General features: G+C 37.1%; 17 protein-coding genes. 12 read left to right on the top strand and 5 right to left on the bottom strand.

The window, feature by feature from the left end; genetic code table 11:
- Positions 1 to 54 precede the first annotated feature (54 nt).
- Entirely contained in the window at positions 55 to 615 is a 561-nt protein-coding gene (locus FORMB_RS01735) for a thioredoxin family protein (protein WP_069675814.1), read from the bottom strand.
- 99 nt (positions 616 to 714) lie between these two features.
- Here FORMB_RS01735 and FORMB_RS01730 point away from each other — a divergent pair, with 99 nt between their 5' ends.
- Positions 715 to 1,050: a tRNA-binding protein gene (locus FORMB_RS01730; RefSeq protein ID WP_069677862.1), complete on the top strand. Its 336-nt coding sequence runs from the start codon at positions 715 to 717 to the stop codon at positions 1,048 to 1,050.
- 65 nt (positions 1,051 to 1,115) lie between these two features.
- On the opposite strand, the gene FORMB_RS01725 is transcribed toward FORMB_RS01730, so the two are convergent.
- Together FORMB_RS01725 and FORMB_RS01720 are read right to left on the bottom strand one after the other, a co-directional pair.
- Positions 1,116 to 1,475, bottom strand: a complete 360-nt coding sequence (locus FORMB_RS01725; protein ID WP_069675813.1) for a PUR family DNA/RNA-binding protein — start codon at positions 1,473 to 1,475, stop codon at positions 1,116 to 1,118.
- 132 nt (positions 1,476 to 1,607) lie between these two features.
- Positions 1,608 to 3,362, bottom strand: a complete 1,755-nt coding sequence (locus FORMB_RS01720; protein ID WP_069675812.1) for an ABC transporter ATP-binding protein — start codon at positions 3,360 to 3,362, stop codon at positions 1,608 to 1,610.
- Between the two features lie 163 nt (positions 3,363 to 3,525).
- Here FORMB_RS01720 and nusB point away from each other — a divergent pair, with 163 nt between their 5' ends.
- The 3 genes from nusB (at position 3,526) to yajC (ending at position 5,354) form a co-directional block, all read left to right on the top strand.
- Positions 3,526 to 4,470: a transcription antitermination factor NusB gene (gene nusB, locus FORMB_RS01715; RefSeq protein WP_231925559.1), complete on the top strand. Its 945-nt coding sequence runs from the start codon at positions 3,526 to 3,528 to the stop codon at positions 4,468 to 4,470.
- Between the two features lie 72 nt (positions 4,471 to 4,542).
- A complete protein-coding gene (locus FORMB_RS01710; protein WP_069675811.1) occupies positions 4,543 to 5,037 on the top strand; it encodes a DUF1573 domain-containing protein in 495 nt (164 codons plus the stop codon).
- Between the two features lie 23 nt (positions 5,038 to 5,060).
- A complete protein-coding gene (yajC, locus tag FORMB_RS01705) occupies positions 5,061 to 5,354 on the top strand; it encodes a preprotein translocase subunit YajC (RefSeq protein WP_069675810.1) in 294 nt (97 codons plus the stop codon).
- A 134-nt stretch (positions 5,355 to 5,488) separates the two neighbouring features.
- Here yajC and pepT read toward each other — a convergent pair whose 3' ends face one another.
- A complete protein-coding gene (gene pepT / locus FORMB_RS01700) occupies positions 5,489 to 6,730 on the bottom strand; it encodes a peptidase T (RefSeq protein WP_069675809.1) in 1,242 nt (413 codons plus the stop codon).
- A 112-nt stretch (positions 6,731 to 6,842) separates the two neighbouring features.
- Between pepT and FORMB_RS01695 the strand changes: the two genes are divergently transcribed.
- The 3 genes from FORMB_RS01695 to FORMB_RS01685 are packed head-to-tail and all read left to right on the top strand — an operon-like array spanning position 6,843 to position 8,771.
- A complete protein-coding gene (locus FORMB_RS01695) occupies positions 6,843 to 7,886 on the top strand; it encodes a quinone-dependent dihydroorotate dehydrogenase (protein WP_069675808.1) in 1,044 nt (347 codons plus the stop codon).
- Position 7,887: 1 nt separating this feature from the next.
- On the top strand, positions 7,888 to 8,508 hold the full coding sequence (locus FORMB_RS01690; protein ID WP_069675807.1) for a LysE family translocator: 621 nt from the start codon (positions 7,888 to 7,890) through the stop codon (positions 8,506 to 8,508).
- A 20-nt stretch (positions 8,509 to 8,528) separates the two neighbouring features.
- The gene (locus FORMB_RS01685) at positions 8,529 to 8,771 is read left to right on the top strand and encodes a hypothetical protein (protein ID WP_069675806.1); all 243 of its coding nucleotides are present in this window, start codon (positions 8,529 to 8,531) and stop codon (positions 8,769 to 8,771) included.
- Between the two features lie 5 nt (positions 8,772 to 8,776).
- Here FORMB_RS01685 and FORMB_RS01680 read toward each other — a convergent pair whose 3' ends face one another.
- On the bottom strand, positions 8,777 to 9,754 hold the full coding sequence (locus FORMB_RS01680; protein WP_069675805.1) for an NAD(P)H-dependent flavin oxidoreductase: 978 nt from the start codon (positions 9,752 to 9,754) through the stop codon (positions 8,777 to 8,779).
- Between the two features lie 208 nt (positions 9,755 to 9,962).
- Here FORMB_RS01680 and FORMB_RS01675 point away from each other — a divergent pair, with 208 nt between their 5' ends.
- The 5 genes from FORMB_RS01675 to FORMB_RS01655 all read left to right on the top strand — a co-directional run bounded on the left by FORMB_RS01675 (position 9,963) and on the right by FORMB_RS01655 (position 21,787).
- Positions 9,963 to 10,787: a GLPGLI family protein gene (locus FORMB_RS01675; protein WP_069675804.1), complete on the top strand. Its 825-nt coding sequence runs from the start codon at positions 9,963 to 9,965 to the stop codon at positions 10,785 to 10,787.
- 162 nt (positions 10,788 to 10,949) lie between these two features.
- Positions 10,950 to 11,525 carry a Crp/Fnr family transcriptional regulator gene (locus tag FORMB_RS01670; RefSeq protein ID WP_069675803.1) on the top strand — a complete coding sequence of 192 codons (576 nt, stop codon included), beginning with the start codon at positions 10,950 to 10,952 and terminating at the stop codon, positions 11,523 to 11,525.
- 158 nt (positions 11,526 to 11,683) lie between these two features.
- Positions 11,684 to 12,538: a tail fiber protein gene (locus tag FORMB_RS01665; protein ID WP_069675802.1), complete on the top strand. Its 855-nt coding sequence runs from the start codon at positions 11,684 to 11,686 to the stop codon at positions 12,536 to 12,538.
- 11 nt (positions 12,539 to 12,549) lie between these two features.
- On the top strand, positions 12,550 to 21,162 hold the full coding sequence (locus FORMB_RS01660) for a LamG-like jellyroll fold domain-containing protein (protein WP_069675801.1): 8,613 nt from the start codon (positions 12,550 to 12,552) through the stop codon (positions 21,160 to 21,162).
- Positions 21,152 to 21,787: a hypothetical protein gene (locus FORMB_RS01655; RefSeq protein ID WP_069675800.1), complete on the top strand. Its 636-nt coding sequence runs from the start codon at positions 21,152 to 21,154 to the stop codon at positions 21,785 to 21,787. Before FORMB_RS01660 ends, FORMB_RS01655 begins: the two co-directional genes overlap by 11 nt.
- Positions 21,788 to 21,967: the final 180 nt, after the last annotated feature.

Genomic DNA, 21,967 nt, shown 5'->3' with positions numbered 1-21,967 from the left:
AGAATTTGGGGTTCTAACTCAAAAGTAATTGATTTTAGCCTTAAAACAAATAAATCAGGATATTTTCCATTTGATATTACATCCGATGCTCGGTTTTTGTGGACGGGCATTCGTTTTGTTTTCAATCATGCATTGGACGGCATGCAACAAATCAGCACCATCAACGGGCAATCCGTTACCTGGTCTAGAGTCGTCCAATTGACCTCGATATACAAGTTTTAAGTCTGCGTCAAAAAGAAAAAAATCAGGGGTACAAGCGGCTTCATAGCCCTTAGCTACGGATTGCGTTTCGTCGTACAAATAGGGGAAAGCATAGTTTGCGTTTTTAGCGTGTAATTGCATTTGTTTTGGGCCATCCTGAGGGTAATTCTCGACATCATTGCTAGAAATAGCAACCACACCAATTCCTTTGTTTTGAAGGTTATTTGAAAGAGAAACCAAAGCTTCATTGATGTGAATGACAAACGGACAATGATTGCATATAAATAGGATTAAAGTTCCTTGAGTCCCTTTCAGTTTGTTTAATGTTTTTGTAGAATCTGAAACAGAATCCCATAGTTCAAAATTTGGTGCTTCAGTTCCTAAGGGAAGCATATTGGAAGGCGTTAATGACATTAGACGTTGATTTTTATCAAATATATAAAGATTTGAATGTTTGTGTCTACAAATTACTGTAAAATTGATATCTTCAAGCTTTGATAAAACAGCATGGATATGAGTGAGACCATTACATTTGAAGACTTTTCTAAAATTGACCTAAGAGTGGGTACTGTAATTGAAGTGAATGACTTTCCAAAAGCCAGAAAACCTGCTTACCAATTGACCATTGATTTTGGGGATTTAGGGATCAAAAAAACATCTGCACAGATTACGGCTTTATATTCCAAAGAAGATTTGTTGGACAGACAGATTGTAGCCAATGTCAATTTTGCCGAAAAACAAATAGCTAATTTTAGGAGTCAGTGTCTGGTGATTGGAGCTGTAGATTCTGAAAAAGTCATCTTATTATCTCCAGAAGAGCAGGTGCCTAATGGGACGCCAATTCGATAATTCGTCACTTTTTTTCACAAAAAAAACCGCTACATAGTAACGGTTTATAGTTGATTTTTTAATAATTAAATGTCATCAAAACTAACATCTGTAAAGCTGTCAGCTGACGCTTCATCTTTTGAGTCTTCAGATGGAAATTCTTCTTTAACGTAATCTTTTTGGTGACGCTCGCTTATAACTTCTTGTCCTTTTTCATTGACAATATAATCGGTCATTTCATTTAAAATCGCATTGAACTCTTTGAAATCTTCTTTGTATAAGTAAATTTTATGTTTCTTATAATGAAAGGAGCCATCGTCATTTGTAAACTTTTTACTCTCTGTGACGGTTAAATAATAGTCGCCCGCCTTCGTGGCTCTCACATCAAAAAAGTAGGTGCGTCTTCCAGCTCTTAAAACTTTTGAGTAAATTTCTTCTTGTTCCATATCTTTAGTATCAATGATAATGAGCTATTATTAGTAGCTGTTATTACAATCAAAAGTCCAAAAAATAAATTAAGACACCAACTAATTTTTGATTTTATTTTCGAGAAATGAACGTTTTTTTATTAATAGAAATTAATGAGAAGTTTCTCGCAATTGTTTTTGATAAAGTTCTTTGTAATATCCTTCAACACTAATAAGAGCGTCGTGCGTACCTTGTTGGGCGATAATTCCATCATTTAGAACGATAATGGTATCAGCATTTTTAGCAGAAGAAATACGATGACTCACAATAATGGTCGTCTTGTTTTTTGTCACCAACTCAATATTGTTTAGGATTTGCTCCTCAGTTTCCGTATCCACCGCAGAAAGACAATCGTCTAAAAGAAGAATTTGAGGGCTTTTAATAAAAGCTCGTGCAATAGAAACACGTTGTTTTTGGCCTCCTGATAATGTGATCCCTCGCTCTCCTAAAATGGTATCATATCCATTTTTGAAATTGATGATATTTTTGTGAACCACTGCTTTTTTAGCGGCCTCTATAACTTCGGCATCCGTAGCCTTATTTTTTCCAAACTTGATATTGTTTTTTAAAGTATCTGAAAACAAAAAGGGGTCTTGGGGTACAAATCCAATCGCAGTTCTTAAGTTGTTTAGGTTTAGTGTTTTTATGTTAGCACCATCAATTTCAACAGCTCCCTTTTGAACATCGTATAAGCGTCCGATTAACTCAAGAATGGTCGATTTTCCAGAACCTGTATTTCCAATGATGGCGAGTGTTTTTCCTTTTTCAACTTCAAAACTTACGCCTTTTAAGGCTTCGATATTGGTGTCTTCATAAGTGAAATACACGTCTTTAAAAACAACGTTTCCATCTATAGGAGTCTTTGTTTCAGTAGGATTGACGATGCTCGGCGTTTCCTTCAAAAATTCATTAATCCGTTTTTGTGATGCTTCGGCTTCTTGCACTAAGGAGGTGACCCATCCAATGGAAGCCACTGGCCATGTGAGCATGTTCACATAAATAATAAATTCGGCAATGATTCCGATTTCCTCAATTTGTCCATTCATGTATTGTTTACCACCGATATAAATAACCAACAAATTACTGGCTCCAATAAGAAGTAACATTAAAGGAAAAAAAACAGCTTGTATTTTTGATAACCCCAGTCGTTTTTTGCGTTGAGAATTTGCAAGTTCCGAAAACGTTTCTTCTGTTTGTGTTTCCAGTGCATACGCTTTTGTAATCCAAATTCCACTAAAAAACTCTTGTGTAGAGGAGGATAGTGTGGATAGATGCGACTGTACAATGGTACTTTGTTTGTGTATAAATTTACTTAAAAAGTATATTGAAACGGATAACAATGGCAGTGGCAATATGGTGTAAAGCGTCAGGGTAGGCGATTGGTTGTACATATAAAACAACGCCACAATAAAAAGCGTTAAGGTATTGATGGTGTACATAACCGCTGGTCCAATGTACATTCGGACTTTACTCACGTCTTCACTAATTCGACTCATCAAGTCTCCTGTGCGGTTGCGTTTATAAAAAGCGATGGAAAGTTGTTGGTAATGGTTGTAAATTTCGTTTTTCAAATCAAACTCGACGTAACGCGACACATTTATAATGGTTTGACGCATCAAAAAAGTGAATATTCCGGTGGCGGTTGCGGCTCCAAAAATGTATAAAATATTTAAACTTATTTCATATCTGAATATTTCCGTACTGCTGGGGTTTGTAATCTGATCTGAAATTAATGTAATGGATTTTCCAATAAGTTGGGGGGTGAAGAGTGCAAATATTTTAGAGCCAATGGTGATAAGAATGCCCAAAATAATTCGATATCGATATTTTAAAAAATATTTATTTAAATACTTGAGCTCGTTCATGTAATCATTTATAGCCCATAACGAGGGCTTTTGCTTAAGTTACAAAGATACTTGTTTTAAGCAAAAAAGACATTGCGTAAAAAAATGTTTTTTTGGATTTTTAGAAGCAAATTAATACTATTTTTGTCGAGCAATTTTATTTAACCAATAAGTTCTTTATACCATGCTGAACAGAAGACATATTCGAACCAAAGTAATGCAAGTGATTTACGCCCTCAAAAGATCAGAGGAACTGAACTTGACTTCTGAAGAAAAATTCCTCAAATTAAGTATGGATAATATGTATGATCTTTATTTGCTCATGCTGTCTCTACTTGTTAAAGTGCATGAAAAAGCAAAAGACCAGCAAGAGAAATCTCAACAAAAACACCTTTTAACTTCTGAGGATTTAAACCCCAATATGAAGTTTGTCAAAAATGAATTATTGGTTCAGTTGTCTGAAAACCAATACTTAAAGAACGCACTCGAACGTCATAAAGTGACCAATTGGGAATTGGACAATGAGTATGTAGAAGTGATCTTTAGAGCCATTCTTGAAAGTGACCGTTTTGCAAATTATATGGCAGTAGAATCGACTAATTACAACAAAGACCGTCAGTTTATAGTAGAGTTGTTTAAAGAAGTGATTGCGCCCAATGAAAAATTATATAATTATCTCGAAGATCGAAACCTAACTTGGATTGATGATTTACCTGTGGTGAATACAGCTTTGGTGAAACTTCTTAATAAATCTAAGGAAGAAAATTATGAAGACTATTTCACTCCAAAGTTGTTCAAGGATGAGGAGGATAAACAGTTTGGCATAAGTTTATTGAAACATACCATCAAAAATTTTGAACCTTACACGGAAGAAATTAGTTTAAAAACTAAAAACTGGGACAAGGATCGTATAGCGGATATTGATTTTGTACTGCTTCAGATGGCTATTTGTGAGTTTCACGAATTTCCATCCATCCCAACTAAAGTTTCTATTAATGAATACATCGAAATAGCGAAAGAATATTCAACACCTAAGAGTAATGTCTTTATAAATGGTGTTTTAGACAAAATTGTGAAGGAGTATAGTGAAAATAAAACCTTAAATAAGATAGGGCGTGGATTAATGTAAATTTTTAATTACATTTATACCCTCGTTTTATTTTGAGAATCAAATAGAATTATTAACCATTAAATATCAAACATGAAAAAATTAATTTTAACTCTAACCGTAGCCAGCCTTGTTGTTTTTACTTCTTGTAAAGAAAACGCAACAGAAAAAATAAACCAAGAAAATGTTACCAAAGCGGCCGAAAGAGACGCTCAAGCGATTGTTTTTCCAACCATCTCATTTGACAAAACGGAATACGATTTCGGTCAAATCATGAATGGAACGCCTGTTGAAACTGTGTTTTCTTACACAAATACAGGAAAATCTCCTCTAGTAGTTACAAACATCAAAAGTACTTGTGGATGTACGGTGCCTCAAGGGTGGAGTAAAGAACCTTTAATGCCAGGAGCATCGTCTCAGTTTACTGTTAAGTTTAACGGGAAAGGTGCCAATAAAATTTCTAAAACAATTACGTTGACTACCAATACAGAAAAAGGAAATGAGCAAGTAAGAATTTCAGCATTTATCACTCCAGATCCAAATGCACCTGTGAAAACTCCTGCGAACAAACCACTTAATATACAATAATAACAACAATACAATAATACGATATGGAAGGTCTTGGTGAATTTGCCCCCTTTATTTTAATGGCTGTAATAGTCTATTTCTTTATGATTGCGCCTCAAATGAAGCGTGCTAAAAAAGAAAAAGCATTTGCAGCAGAGCTTAAAAAAGGAAACAAAGTAATTACTAAAAGTGGAATGCATGGTAAGATTGCCGAATTGAATGATAAAGACAATTCTTGTGTCATTGAAACCTCAGCAGGTAAAATTAAATTTGACCGTTCAGCCATTTCGATGGAAATGAGTCAAAAACTTAATACACCGCCTCCAGTAAAAAAATAACAATCAAAGAGGTCGTCTAAAAAGTAGAATTTCTGTCATTCTGAACTTGTTTCAGAATCTGAAATAAACCTGCCTACCGATGGGCAGGATTTCCTGACGGTAGGCAGGTTCAGATTGATTTCAGATACGTTTTTTTATAGATAACGTTTTTGAGTCAGATCGGCTATTTTACAAATAACCTCGGTTGCACTCAAAATACTTTCCAAAGGTACATATTCATAACGCCCGTGAAAGTTATGTCCTCCTGCAAAGATATTCGGGCAGGGCAGTCCCATAAAACTCAATTGTGAGCCGTCTGTACCCCCTCTAATTGGTTTGATTAACGGTTGGATGTTTAGTGCTTTCATAGCGTCTTCAGCGATGTCAACAATGTGCATCACAGGCACCACCATTTCTTTCATATTAAAATACTGATCCTTAATTTCGATTTCAAAAACACTACTTCCCAAGTTTGTATTGAGTTCTTTTACCAAATTAAGCATGTGTTGTTTTCGAGCTTCAAATTTATCTCGATCGTGATCTCTTACAATGTATTGTAAAACGGTTTCCTCTACCTTGCCTTCCATGCTGTGTAAATGATAAAAACCTTCGTAACCTTCCGTTTGTTCTGGAGTTTCCGTTTTTGGAAGTGCCTCCATAAACTTAGAAGCATAGTACATCGAATTGATCATTTTGCCTTTGGCATAACCCGGGTGTACAATTTTACCTTTTACTTTGATGACGGCACCGGCTGCATTAAAATTCTCGTATTCGAGTTCCCCAATTTGACTGCCGTCCATGGTGTAAGCCCAATCGGCTCCAAATTTTTTGACATCAAATTTATGTGCGCCACGTCCAATTTCTTCGTCGGGAGTAAAGCCAACTTTAATTGTGCCATGCTTTATTTCAGGATGCTGAACAAGGTATTCCATCGCACTCACAATTTCACAAATCCCAGCTTTGTCATCCGCTCCTAAAAGCGTTGTGCCATCTGTTGTGATCAACGTTTGTCCTTTGTAGAGTAATAAATCTTCAAAATAATTGGGCGATAAAACGATGTTTTCTTTTTCGTTTAAGACAATGTCCGATCCATCATAATTTTCTATGATTTGAGGACTCACATTTTTAGCAGTGAAATCTGGAGAAGTGTCAAAATGAGATACAAATCCGATGGTTGGTACTTTGTGCGCAACATTGGATGGCAAGGTCGCCATGATGTAAGCATTCGCATCTATAGAAACGTCTTGCATTCCAATCGCTTTCAATTCGTCCGCCAGTTTATGTGCCAAGTCCCATTGCTTTTCGGTACTCGGGGTTGACATGGAATTTGGATCGCTCTCGGTGTCTATTTTCACATAGCCAATAAATCGATTCAGAATGTGATTTTTATCTAACATATAATTTTGTCTTTGGTCAAAAATAATTAACCCAGCCTTCAAACACAAGAGTTCGCTTGCTTTCTTTTATATTGTGTCTATTTAATGTATTTTTGCACTCAAAATACGCTTCATGTACAAATCGATTATCCGTCCAATTCTTTTTAAATTTGACCCTGAAGTCGTTCATTATTTCACGTTTGATGCCATCAAACTGTTATCTAAAATCCCTGGAATTCCTTTTTTAATCCGACGTCTTTTTCAAGTCAATCACCCTGTTTTGGAACGCGAATTGTTCGGGCTCCGCTTTAAAAACCCGGTGGGACTTGCGGCTGGATTTGATAAAAATGCCGTGCTTTATAACGAGCTTGCAAATTTTGGATTTGGATTTATTGAAATTGGAACCGTTACCCCAAAACCACAAGAAGGCAATCCGAAACAACGTTTGTTTAGGCTTCAAGAGGATAAAGGAATTATCAACCGAATGGGCTTTAATAATGCCGGTTTGGAAGCGGCGATTGTACAGTTAAAGAAAAACAAAAAACAACTCATTATAGGAGGGAATATTGGTAAAAATACCCAAACGCCTTCTGATGGATATACGGCTGATTACTTAGAGTGTTTTGAAGCCTTACATCCTTATGTCGATTACTTTGTATTGAATGTCAGTTGTCCTAATGTTGGGAGCCATGCCAAGCTGAATGACAAAGATTATTTAGAGGAATTGATAAAAGCGGTGCAAGCATTAAACGCCACTTTTGAGGGGTCTAAACCGATCCTTTTAAAAATAGCACCCGACTTGAACGACACCCAATTGGATGAAATTATAGAGCTTGTAGCCGTGACTAAATTGGAAGGCGTCATTGCTTCGAATACCTCTATTTCTAGAGAAAACCTCAAAACCGATGTTGCGAGGTTGGAAGCCATTGGAAACGGTGGTGTCAGCGGTCAACCCATCAAAGAAAAGAGCACTCAAGTCATTAAATATTTGTCCGAAAAAAGTCAAAAAGCATTTCCAATTATTGGAGTAGGAGGGATTCACTCCGCACAAGATGCTTTGGATAAAATAGCTGCTGGTGCCGATTTAGTTCAAATTTATACGGGCTTCATTTACGAAGGTCCCGCTCTTGTCAAGCGCATTAACAAAGCGATTTTGAAATCATCTCTCAAAAATTAGTTTGGATACTGAAATTCTCATCTCGTTTATAATTGCCACAGCGACCTTGGCACTATCTCCTGGGCCCGATAATATTTTTGTACTTATTCAGAGTATGACCTATGGCAAAAAACAAGGCATGGCCATTGTCTGCGGACTGATATCGGGCTGTATCATTCATACCAGCTTAGTCGCTTTTGGGCTGTCTTCTTTTATAAAATCAAACGCAGAATTACTTCTTATTTTAAAACTGATGGGAGCAGGGTATATGCTCTTTCTAGCCTACCGTGTTTTCACATCACCGGCGGTCATAAATACAAACACAGCCACTAAAAGTAAATCGGTAGTTACGTTGTTTAAGCAGGGGTTTATCATGAATGTAATCAATCCAAAAGTCTCCATATTTTTTATGGCCTTTTTCCCTGCATTTTTATACAGTAAAACCCAGTCTTTAGTGGTTCAGTTTTACACCCTTGGATTTTTATTTATGACAACCTCCTTTTTAATCTTTTCAATGCTTGTATTTTTCTCAAGTTCAGTAGGTTCTGCCTTAAAGTCAAATACACGTTTTGGGGTTGTATTAAAATGGGCGCAAATAACCGTCTTTTTAGGCATTGCAATTTTTATATTAATCACACAATAGCTTCAACCATAAATTAACAGATGGAAAAAATTAAACTTATTTGGGATTTCAGAGGTCCTGCAAGCCCACACACTGCGGCTCATTTTAAGATTCACTTATTAGAATTTTTTGCATCCGAAAAATTACTCCTCATAGAATCAGGAGTGGAGTCCGTCAATGAAGTACACCACTATACCTATGCCATCATTGATAAACAGAATTTAGAGGTAATTAAAACTGCATTAAAACCGACAAGAGGCCAGCGCGTCAAAGTGGACGATTAGGAGTTCTATTTATAGGTTTCTAAAAGTTTGTATTGGGCTTTGATGGCTTCTGTAAACTCCGTTTTCATGCTCGCTACCAGTTCCGCAACAGATGGTGAATCATGAATACTGGTCACACCTTGTCCAGCAGACCAGATGGTTGCCCAAGCTTTCGCTTCATTTTCATGAGCGGTGAGTTCTTTTCCAAAATCGATTTTCTTTTGCTGACTGAGCATTTCTTCGGTAATGCCCATGGCTTCCATACTCGGGCGTAAGAAATTAGCTGCGACTCCAGAGATTGCAGCCGTATAGACCACATCATTGGCGCCACTGGAGATAATCATATCTCTATATTCTTTAGGGGCTTTACTTTCTTTCGTATTGATAAATCGAGTTCCCATATAGGCAACATCGGCACCCATTTGCATGGCAGAGGCGATGTCACGACCGTTACTAATACAACCCGACAGAATCACTGTTTTCTTGAAAAAGCTTTTAATTTCAGCCACTAAAGGCATTGGGTTGAGAGTTCCTGCATGGCCTCCTGCACCTGCAGCGACGACGATCAGTCCATCCACATTGGCTTCCGCAGCTTTTTCGGCATGGCGTTTTTTGATCACATCATGGAAGACCAAACCACCATAACTGTGGATCGCATCGACCAATTGAGGCACGGCTCCTAAAGACGTAATAATAATAGGCACTTGGTGTTTCACGCAAATAGCCAAATCCGCCTGTACGCGTGGATTGGATTGATGCACAATTAAATTCACCCCATAAGGCGCGGGTTTTGTGCCTGTTTTTTTTTCAAAATCCGCCAGTGCTGTTTTAATTTCAATCAACCATTCCTCAAAGCCTTCTGTGGTGCGTTGGTTCAATGCTGGGAAGGTTCCAACAATTCCGTTTTTACAACATTCAATGACCAGTTTTGGACCGGAGATTAAAAACATGGGTGCCGCAATGGCTGGAATGGACAGTTCTTTTATAAAGGAGGGTTGACTCATGGTATGTATTTTTAAACAGTGTATTTGTTATTCGTTTGTCATTGCAATATAAGACTTGTAGGGCAAATAGTTGTTTTAATTTTAAAGTACTCTTTAATTGGGTGTCAGATTGCAGTCGTCTAGCAGCGTTAATTTTATGATAAAGACAAATATTACTGTTTAATTAAATACTATATTTGAATCAACAAAACATTAAACACCTCTTTCAATGAAGTCAAAAGTCATCACTACTCTCGCGCTTGTATTTGTTTTTTTAATCTCAACAAGTGTGAATGAAACACAGACCACGCAAGAATTTCAAGCGAAAGCGTATTATTTTTCTAAATCTAAAATGGACCTCGGAAAGTGGGGGGCTCGATTGAGTGAGGCTCAGAAAAAAGAAGTTGGGGCACGGATGAAAAACAGACTCGAAAAAGGCTATGTGTTGTCCTTTAATAAAGAGGAGTCGGTGTTTACTGAGGAGGATCAATTGGATGCGATTTCTGGAGCGACGGATTCTTGGGGTAAGAATTTCGCCCCAGGCAAACAGTATAAAAATGTAAAAACAAACACCCAACTACAACAGCAAGAATTTTATGGAAAAAAGTTTTTGGTAAAGGATGTATTACAACCCATAGAGTGGAGCTTAGATTCCGAAACAAAAAAAATCGGAAATTATTCTTGTTTTAAAGCGACGGCCTTAATTCCGACGAACGAATTGACGTGGTATTCCTTTTCTTGGGATAAGTTGAGAAACACAACTGAGTCCGATTCTACGGAAGTCAAAGAAGTTAAAATGACACAAATAGAAGCGTGGTATGCCCCTCAAATTCCGGTACGTCACGGGCCTTTAGATTATTGGGGTCTTCCAGGTTTGATCTTAGAAGTCAGTGCGGATAATACAACCATGCTTTGTTCAAAACTGGTACTGAACCCCGGTGAAATCATTGAGATTGAAGCACCGAGTAAGGGGAAAGAAGTTTCTAAAATCGAGTATCAGGACATCATTACTAAAAAAATGAAAGAGTTTCGTAAAAACCGTATGGGACGCTAGTGGGGGTTGTTTAGGTTAATTATTGTTTTTAGTTGAAATAATACTTGCACTTAATAAGTGTAAATCCCTTTTGAAACTCAGCCAGAAATTGCATTCACTTTTGGGGTTAGAATTCGGTCGTTTCACTTATCTTTGGAAATAACCAATTGACCAATCAAAACATTGAAAGAAAATATTAAAATTGCATTGTTTGAATTTATAGATTTAACAGAATCTGAATGGTTGGTTTTTTCAGAGTCTTTCATAGTAAAACATTATAATAAAGGGGAATACCTTTTAAAAGCAGACGATCTTTGTGATTATGTTGGATTTGTAGATAAAGGTTTTTTTACCTTCTTCTACCTAATTGAGGGCGTTCAACATATACGAGGGTTTTTTTTCCCCAATGAATTTATTTCTAATTATTCATGTTTTCTTTTAGAGAATAAGTCCAAATTTAATATTCAAGCTTTGGAAGACTCTTCAGTCACACTAATACACAGAGATGCTCTCTTTCGGTCATATAAAAAACTTCCAAAAGTTCAAGAATTGAGCAGAAATATAGTTGAAAATTTATACATAGAAGTTTCAGAAAAATACGAATCATTCTTTCTTAAAACTGCTGAGGAGCGTTATCTGGAATTAATTAACAGTAGGCCTACAATTATTCAAAGGATACCCCAGTATATGATTGCTTCCTATTTGGGAATTACACCCGAAGGATTAAGTCGAATTAGAAAACGATTAGCCAAAAAATAATTTACATTTCTTAACCCAGATCAATGTATAAAGTTGATCGATAAAGTAATTTTGTTTAAATTTTTTGAATAATAGTACGTGTGTATCTAACAAATACAACTTGCGTGATACAATCAAATTAACCAATTACTAATTTAAATTAACCAAATTCATATATCATGAAAAAAATTGCTTTAACTTTTAGTGCCTTATTTTTTACCTTAATTAGTTTTTCACAAGGCATCGCCGTTCAAGGCCTTGCTAGAGATGCGAACAATACTGCAAGAACAAATGCCAGCGTCCCATTGACATTTGAAATTTATTACTTAAACTCCAGTAATAGTCCTGTAGATGTTTACTCAAGTACATCAACACTTCAAACAGATGCATTTGGAGTCTTTTCTCATGTTATTAATTTACCAAACACCACAGAAACTCAATTTAGCAATCATGAGTTGTATTTAAAAATCAAAGAAGGAGCTACTGAAATTTCTAATGAAGTTTTTAAACGTGTGCCTTTAGCATATGCTGCTAGTAACGGCGTTCCTACGGGCTCTATCATGCCATTTATAGGAACAGCAGCTCCAGCAGGCTGGATATTATGTGATGGTGGCGCGATACCTATTGATTCTAACACATTAACTTTAAGAACCTTATTAGGAAGTGCCAATGCCCCCAACTTACAAGGAATGTTTTTAAGAGGGACAGGCACAAGTCCTGTGAACTCTCAGGCCGGTCCCGCATTAAAAACAACACAACAAGATGCTAATAAATCACATAGTCATGCTAAAGGTACTTTAGCTACATCTGATGCTGGTGCTCATAGTCATAATTTATTTATAAGAAAGCACTGGAGGTCATTTGAAGGAGATAGTGGTTCGCCAATACCATATTCAGAAGGGGGTGATTATTCATCTAATTTGCCCACTGATACAGAGCCAGCTCATAGTCATTCCATTACAGGCTCAACAGCTAATCAAGGAACTGAAAGCAGGCCCGTAAACTATGGAGTTAATTATATTATTAAACTATAACTCTCCTAGCTATGAAATTAAATTTATTAATTAAAAAGAGATTAGCAATTTTTGCTTTTCTTCTAGGACTGTGCTATACACTCCATTCACAGGACCAAGAGGGTGCAAGGGTTGTGACGGTTTCGCAAGCAAGCAGCACGCAAGCAAGCAACAGTAATCAATTTTATGTACAAGTTGGCCTTCCTTATTTAGGAATTACAACAGGTTCAGTACATACTACAACACCAGTGGATGTTCGTTTTCCATGGCACATTCTGTATTTATATGATACGTTTGCCGAAGAAACGTTTACAGTTTCAAAAGGGTATTTTACAGATAAAGTGAAGATTAGCTGGAATGTTAGAGCGAATCAAGATTTAATTTCAGGGTTTTATATTTATAGAAAAGAAATAGGTGCTGAAGAGTACGTGCGAATCGCTAGTTTAGGTTCTTTTTCAACGGAATATGAGGACGAATATATCGAAGGCGGTCAACTCTATGAATATAAGGTAGAAGCTATAGGGGTCAGTGCTGTAGAAGAAAAATACAAAACCTTTATGGAAGGGATCGGATTTAGAAGTCCTTCTGGCATTGTGACAGGTAGAATTAGTTTTGAGGGTGGTAACCCCGTAAGGGATGTGGCCGTTTTGGCAACGTCTGCTACAGGGACTCCGTTTAGGTCCTCAGCAATCAGTATTCCTGAAAATAGCAGCTTAAAAATTAACCAATTTCCAGATGCTATCGACGACCGTATCACATTTCAGGCATGGGTTCGACCAGTAGCTGATTTTACAAATACAGGAGATGCATTAACCGTTTTTTCATTAGCAAATTTTGATGGAACTCTGGAGAAAAATGTGAATGTAAAATTGTTTACGGGAGCCGTAAATTATCTAGAGGTGGATATTGATGGCGGTATTTATACAATCAACAACTATTATCCTTCTGGGCAGCTCAATGCAAGAGGAGACGATATACTAAATCCAATTACAGCGTTTAATAGTGAGTTTATTCATTTTTCCATCGTTCTAGAAGACGGTCAAATTCCTGTTTTGTATATAAATGGGCGACAAATGAACGAAGCCTATGCAGAAACAGCTCATGCTGTATTAGTAGATTTAGATGCTAATTATACAGCACCTCATTTTTCAGTTGTATCTCCTACATCTCCTATAAATTTAGATGGAATACACAATGGTGTAGAAACGCATTGGGAGCGCATCTCATTTGGTTCACAAAAAGCCATGCTCATAGATGAAATTAGAGTTTGGAATCGCGTGCTAACAGAAAGTGCTGTATATACCGACTACAAACGAATTATTGATGGGAATGATGTCAATTTAATTTCTTATTTAAGAATGGACGAAGCCGCAGGCGACGTGGCATACGATATGTCACATGCGGGTTTTAGCTACAACAACAACAATGCCGCCGTTTTTGCTGCTGACGCTACAATACCAACAACTCCAAATTGGGTTTTTGGGGAGAATACGCCAAACTCAGACCAACTGGGTATTTTGGGGGTCACAGATATTAATGGAAATTACATCATCAGTGCAATCCCTTACAGTGGTGCTGGAGAAACCTATACCATTACGCCAATTTTAGGCATTCATGAGTTTGATCCTTCACAACAATTGGTTTATATAGGGGAAACAAATACAGTTATTAACAGCGTAAACTTCACTGACACGTCCTCATTTGTATTTAAAGGGAAGATTTTTTATGACAGTAGAGACGTCTTTAAATCGTTTGTAGAAGTAAATAGTCCAGATCCAGATGTACCTAGTTTTACAGATTTAACCGATGGAGATCAATATGTTAGTGGTCCTGGTCTTATAGATGAAGGCTATAATTATTATGAAAAAGGGGTTGATAAATTTTCAAAAGGTGATTACTGGCTAAACGATGCTGGAACAGCAGAGGATACTTCGGATGACTATCTAGAACGCTATGCGCGAATCCCTTCAGAAGGGGTTAGTATCTACATAGATAATGAAATTGTCTTAGATTCTAACAATACACCCATCGTTTCCGATAGCAATGGGGAATTTGAAATTAATGTTCCAATAGGAGAGCATTACATCAGTATTAGAAGAGACGGACACGAATTTGGATATTCAGGAAGGTTTCCTGCAGACCCCACTGTTTTAGATGAATTTTTTGAAGATAGAGAAGAGCAAGTTACCTTTATCGATCAAACAAAAGTAACCCTTGTAGGGAGAGTTGTTGGTGGGGCTGTTGAAAGCGCAAAACCAATAGGTTTCGGACATGAAGGGACGGTGTCTAGAGATATTACCGACTCAAATGGATTTCCACAAACAACCGTAGTCACTTCTGTTAATAATATAGGAACCGCTTCAATTACTTTTGACTATACGCCAGCAGTAGGTGGAATTACAGCCTATACAAAAGCAAATGCAACCACAAATACGGATACTGGAGAATACCGTCTCGATTTGTTGCCATTAGGGTATTCTATAAACCAAACGAATGGTGTGAGTATTGCAAGTAATTCTACATTAAACATACTAGATGCCGTCGAAACGATCAATGTTTCAAGAATACAAGATTCAACAATTCCGTCTTTTGAGTATTCTGACGGAACCACCGAAACAGGGCTTCCTTATGCTTACGAAAAAAGTTTCACCCACAGGTCAACACCTGTTTTAAGTGTCACAGAACAAACGTCTGAAAGTGATTTGGAACGTGCGGATGGGACTACAATCAGTACAGAAGGATTTGACTATTTAGTATATAAACAATTTCAAACGTATTCTATTGAAATGAATCGTTTTGAACCTTATTCAAATTCTGATGACCCTGACGCTGTTCTCACATTTCAAGTTCCAGTATTGGATGGGGAATTAATTATAAACAACAATTTAGCATTGGCAGATTCTGAATCTGAAGTTACAAGCGAAACAGATCCAAGTATTTCAACCTATACATTTAGAGGTGGAGTACCGTCAATAAATGCGCCATTCACAAAAACGTTAAGCATTAATTACCGCTTAAATGGTGTTGATAGTGCTGCACAAAATTATGAAACCGAGGGAATTTTATTAGGAGGCCAATCTGATGGCAGTCAAACTTTTGTGACAAGTGCTCCAGATAAACCAGATATGATTTTGAGAGATCCCCCTGGCTCCAACAGTCAGGCGACCATTAGTAGCGGGGAAACCGTTTCATTTACAACCGAAACGGATTTTACAAATTCTAGCGGAATATCAACAGAATTTAAGGTCTTATTGGGCGTAAAATTTGCAGCTGGTGGTGGTTTAGCAGGGCCCGTAATTGAGTCTCAAGGCACAAACAGTCCTTCTTTAGGTATTGCTGTAACAGCCTCTAGTACGAATGCAGAAAAATTAACCAAAACATATTCCTTTTCTCAATCAATTTCTACAAGCAGCGATACAAGTTTTGTTGGAGCAGATGGCGATTTATACATTGGGCAGTCCAAAAATTACTTTTACGGCTCGTATGATGATATCGATGTGAGAGCCTCTGCAAGTGCAGAGAATTTTACGCTTACAAATTCCGATGGAGAAACTGTTTTTATAGGCAAACAAAAAGCAGTTTATTTTGCTGAAGAGCCCTCAGATACCTTTTTCGTTTTTTCTCAATTTTATATTGTGAATACGCTCATTCCAGAACTGCAAGGTTTTGTAACAGGCTTAGAAGATGGAACCATTGATCCAAGTACTTCTGGTGTGCTAACCATAGAACAATACCAAACGCAAATTAATTTATGGAGATCGACCATTAGAGAAAACGAGCGTCTCAAGTATTTGGCTTTAAACGATCGTGCAAATTACAAAGCAGGTCTAGAAACAACCTTAGACACTTTTATAGCAGAATTAACGGATGCACTTGATCAAGACAATGATCCACTTTCCGAAGCAGAGTTAACAAATAATCTAGAATCATCGACTCTGATAAGAGATTTATTAAACACCAATTTTGAGGATAATGTGTCTATCGATAATGGGGTTGGACAATTTACGAGAAGTGTTGAAACGGCAGTTGTTAGCACAAGCTCAAGTTTAGTGAACTTAAATGCCGATGAAAGCTTTGCTCTTGATTTAGGATTTAATATAAATGGAGTTGGTTTATTAAATACGACCGGAGGTTTTGTAAATCAAGATATCAATACGTCGTTTTCAACTGAAGAAACAGCGACAACCTCTATCTCTTACACATTAGTTGAGAGTGATCCTGGAAATGTTTTAAGTATCGATGTTGTCAACTCTTTTGATGGGAATGGTCCTATTTTTATCACCAGAGGTGGTAGAACGTCCTGCCCGTACGAAGGTGTTCAAAAATCTATATATTATAACCCGGCTACCTATGTAGCAAATGACCCAAATATTATAGAACTCGCGGAAGGTGATCGCCAAGAATTAAGTCTCGCTACACAACAAATTGAAGTCCCACAAATTACGGCTGAGGTTGTAGATGTGAGTAATGTTCCTGAAGATGTGAGTGCTGAATTTAGAGTGCAATTAGAAAACATTAGTACTACAAGACTGGAATCCGACTATATTTTAAGAGTCAACCCATCTTCAAACCCTAACAGTGCAATCATTAATATTCCATCTGATGGAATATTATTTCCATCCTTTCAATATGGAGTTCCAAGGGAGTTTGTTGTGACCATCGGAAAATCGCTTTCAGATGTGTACGACTACGATGATATTGAAATTGTTTTTGAAAGTTTATGTGGTGGTGACGCAAGCGATTCAGTAACCCTTTCAGCTCATTTTGTACCTTCCTGTTCTAATGTGGTGGTATCTGCTCCTTTAGACAACTGGGTGTATAATATCTCAGAAGCTTATAACCTTGATGGCACAAGCAATCCACTTGCTGTAGAACTAAGTGAATACACGACTGGGTTTTCTAGTTTTCAAAAATTAGACTTACAATACAGATCAGCAACTTCATCAACATGGACGCGTTTACATACGTATTATGGAACTCAAGATTTTTATGACGAAGCTGTTATAAATAATGAAACAGAAATTTCAGTGATTACGGAGACTACAATTAATTATCCTTGGGATATTGTAGGGCAAAATATTCAGAATGGTACTTACGAAATCCGTGCTATTAGTACGTGTACCAACGATACGTCCTATATTTCTGAAGTGATCACAGGAAAAGTAGATTTGTTTGCACCCCGTGCTTTTGGAACCCCAACTCCAATAGATGGTATTTTGGGTTATGGTGAAGATATATCTGTACGTTTCAACGAAGCTATTTTTTATAACTCTTCGGTCAGTTTAATCGAAATTAAAGGAGAAACCAACCAATTGCCAATTAACAACAATGTCTCTCTTTACTTTAACGGTTCAACAAATACAGCAACTATTGAAAGTCCATATATTCAGACAGGCGATTTTAGCTTTGAATTTTGGATGAACAATCAAACTGAAGCTGGTACAGCTTCTATAGTAGATCAGGAGAGAGGAATTAATATCGATTTACAAGGGTCAACGATTAGTTTCCAATTTGGGGACTCTACAGTCTCTGGAGGGATCTCAAGCGATAACCTGTTCCACCACTATACATTTACATATGATAGTGCGGCAGGAGTCATCAGCATTTTTGAAGATGATAGAGTTGTTCAAACGGATTCTGCACCCCAAAATTTGCAATATAATTTTGATGCCAATATGGTATTTGGAGGGAACACCTTTATAGGAAACCTTCACGATGTAAGACTCTGGTCCAAAGCCCTCAATTTCACAGATGCCTATGCAAATATTTACACCAAATATGTAGGTAATGAACTCGATTTAGTAGGCTATTGGCCCATGAATGAGGGACACGGAAATTTAGCGCATGACATAGCGCGTTTCAAACATGCGCAAGTAAATGCCGCATGGGACATCAAGCCCAAAGGAGAAGCTTATGAATTTGCTGGTGGTCAATACCTCACCTTAGATAATGTTGCAGCCGTTCAGCTCACCAATGAAATGAACGCAACACTTTCTTTCTGGGTAAAAACAGATCAAACACAAAACGCGACTATTTTCTCTAACGGTAGAGGAGACGACACCGATATTGCAGCGCAAGACGGTACAAGAAACAAATGGGCTGTCAACTTAAATGGGGATGGTAATTTATCCTTTGAAAATGAAAACAACTCTTATAACCTTACAACAACGAGTATCACGGATAATCAATGGCACCATGTTTCGATTCTGATCAATAGATTCGGTAATTTGAAAACCTATGTAGATGCAGCCTTGGTAAGTACCAATCCAACAGTAGATATTTCGAGTTTTTATGGAAATAAAATGTGGCTCGGTGCTAGAGGTCATATAGATTTAGCAGGCACTGAAACAGTAGATCGTGCATTTAGTGGATCAATTGATGAATTCAGATTGTGGAACACGCTTCGGTCTTTTGAACAAATTGAAAGAGACCGTTTCTTTGAAGTTGATACAGACAGTGCAGGATTGTTGGTTTATTCCAAAATGAATGCGCCAGACACTCCCACAGGAAATGGTCCACGCTACTACCATATAGTTCCTGGTCCGCTTTACTCCACGAGTTTGGCAGTCATGAATGCGGGTACTGTAAACTATACGATAGATGTGCCACCAATTAAACCGGCCAGAAACACAATTAGTTTTCAAATCAGTCATGTGATCAATGGCGATCAAATGATTATGGAACCAGTAGTATCTAGCCTAGCCGCCATAGAAGGTCAGGTATTAGACATTACAGTCCATAGAATGTTTGATGAGTTTAATAACATGCAAGCATCGCCCATCACTTGGACCGCTTACGTCAATAAAGATCAAGTTGATTGGTATATTGATGAAGAGCAAACAGTTTCAGAAACGGAACTGATTTTTGGAGATGAAAAAACATACACAATTCTTGTGGTCAACTCTGGAGGAACCTTTCAAGATTTCAGCCTGTTGAATGTACCCAATTGGTTAACGGTAAGTCAATCCAGTGGATTGCTGTCACCAAATAGTAGTATTGAAATATCTGCGATGGTCGATAGTGATTTGGCTGCTGGGTATTACGAACAAGATATGTTTTTACGTACCGAATTTGGGTTTGATCAAAAAATTCAATTAAAATTAGATATTTTCTCTGATATTGATTGGACTTTAGATCCAAACGATTTTCAATACAGCATGAATGTAATTGGGAAAATTATGATTGATGGTGTTTTCGATCAAGACACAAAAGATAAACTAGGTGTATTTTATAATGAAGAACTAAGAGGTGTGGGACAATTAACTTTTGATCCTAACTACCAAGAATATTTTGTGTACCTCACAATCTATTCAAACACAGCGTCAGGAGAAATCTTAAATTTCAATATTTGGGATGCTTCAGAGGATAAAATCCTAGTTGCAACTTTAGACGGAGAGGAAACGACTGAATTTATTTTGAATCGTGTTTTAGGTTCCAATACGAATCCAGCCCTTTTTGAAAACACAACTGAAGTAAGTCAAAGCATCGGGTTTAATCAAGGCTATACTTGGATCTCATTTCCTGTACAAAGTTCTACATTATCAGATGTGAATGCCATCACTTCAAATTTAGATCTTGAAACAAATGATTTAATGCTAAGTCATTCTCCCTCTCTTTTAGAGACGTACTTTAACGACCCTCAAGACACTGACAATAGCAGTTGGTCTGGAAGCATAAGTGACAACGGTGGCTTTAGCACGACCAAAATGTATAAGGTGCGATTAGAGAATGCACAAACCTTAGATGTGTTAGGAACTCCCGTAGATTTATCTACTTGGACATTCCCAATCAGCGAAAATTGGAACTGGCTTCCTTACGTCGTTGGAGAGAATGTAAGAATAGGAGAAGCACTGTCTGATTTTATTCCTTCAGTGGACGATGTCATCAAATCGCAAAATGAGTTTGCCATTTATGATGCCTTAAATGGATGGTCAGGAACCTTGTCATATTTAGAAACAGGAAAAGGGTATATGCTAAGATCTTCCTCAGAACAGGAATTTAAGTATCCCAACTATTTGTCCGGTGGGAGAAGAATGGCTTCAGAAAGTAGTTCTAGTACGGTCAGTTCAGAAACTCAAAGCGCGTTTAATGCATTTTCACAAAACATGAATGCAGTCATTCAATTGCCAGAAGGCTATACAAATGTATATGCTTATAATACCGCAGGAGAATTACACGGACATGCCGTAACTCAAATGGTGAATGGAAACGAGTTGTCCTTTATGACCATAGTTGGCGATACAAGTCAAAATCAAAGATTGGTATTTCATATCGGTGATGGAGATACAACCAAGCAGACTTCAAATACAATTAATTTTTCTGCGGACTCAATTTTAGGAACCACGAGAACTCCCTACATTATTGACGAAGATGCTATTGATTTGAGTACATCTCAATTTATGTTATATCCAAACCCTAGCAAGGACGGGTTTGTGTATCTAGAGTTTTATGCTCAAAACAATCAAAAGGCGCAAGTGCGTATTCACAATATGTTAAACCAGTTGTTATTTGATATGTCGGTTGTAATTGAAAAAGGCCACAACCGTTTAAAAATACCTGTTAATTTCCAAAACGGCACGTATTTCTTAAACACAACGATTGATAACGAGGTTCATAACAATAAAATAATTCTAAATGAAAAATAAAAACAAATTCGCAGCACTTATATTAACCTGCCTTATTTCATTAGGCCTAAGTGCGCAGGCACCCTCGTGGCAAGTCAATGAAAATGAATTTGAATACACAATGACAATGGTTGCATATTTAAATGTAAATGCAACCACTTTGTCTAACTCAAACGACATGTTAGCCGCCTTTGTAGGCGGTGAATGTCGGGGAGTTGCAAACCTGATTTATGCAGAATCTACGGATAACTATTTTGCATACTTAACAGTGTTTTCGAATTCAACCTCAGAAACTGTAAATTTTAAAATTTATGACTCCATCTCCGATACGGTTACAGAGGCGGATCAAACATTGCCATTTGAAATTAACAAACATTACGGCGGGATTACATCAGATTTTGGTTTTTCGAAGCCTTCTCCAAGATACTTTAAGAAAAATGTAATTTTATGTGATGTTTCTAAAGGAGCCATCACTGTGTTATTTGAACAGGACGATGTGTTTTTAACCCTTGAGAAGGATAACCAAACATTCCGTACTAAAACAGCAGTAGGGACGGCTCAATTTGAAAACCTTGAAATGGGAACCTATGTTTTAAAAATTAACAATAGTTTCAAAAAAACAATCACTATTGAACTAGAAAATTAATTTATATATATATGAAAAAAATAAAATTCACCATAGCAGTAATTTTTACATTATCTATTACCACATTAATTTTCACATGCTCATCTGATGACCCTGTGGAAAACCCTTGCAGTGGCTACACATTGCCAGAATTTGTAGAAATTTTTTAGTAGGTCTAAACAGTCGTCTAAATACATTACA

It is taken from the genome of Formosa sp. Hel1_33_131, from assembly GCF_001735745.1.
Taxonomy (GTDB): Bacteria; Bacteroidota; Bacteroidia; order Flavobacteriales; family Flavobacteriaceae; genus Hel1-33-131.
Note: the sequence above shows the minus strand (reverse complement) of the source record. Positions and strands in the feature narration are given on the sequence as shown.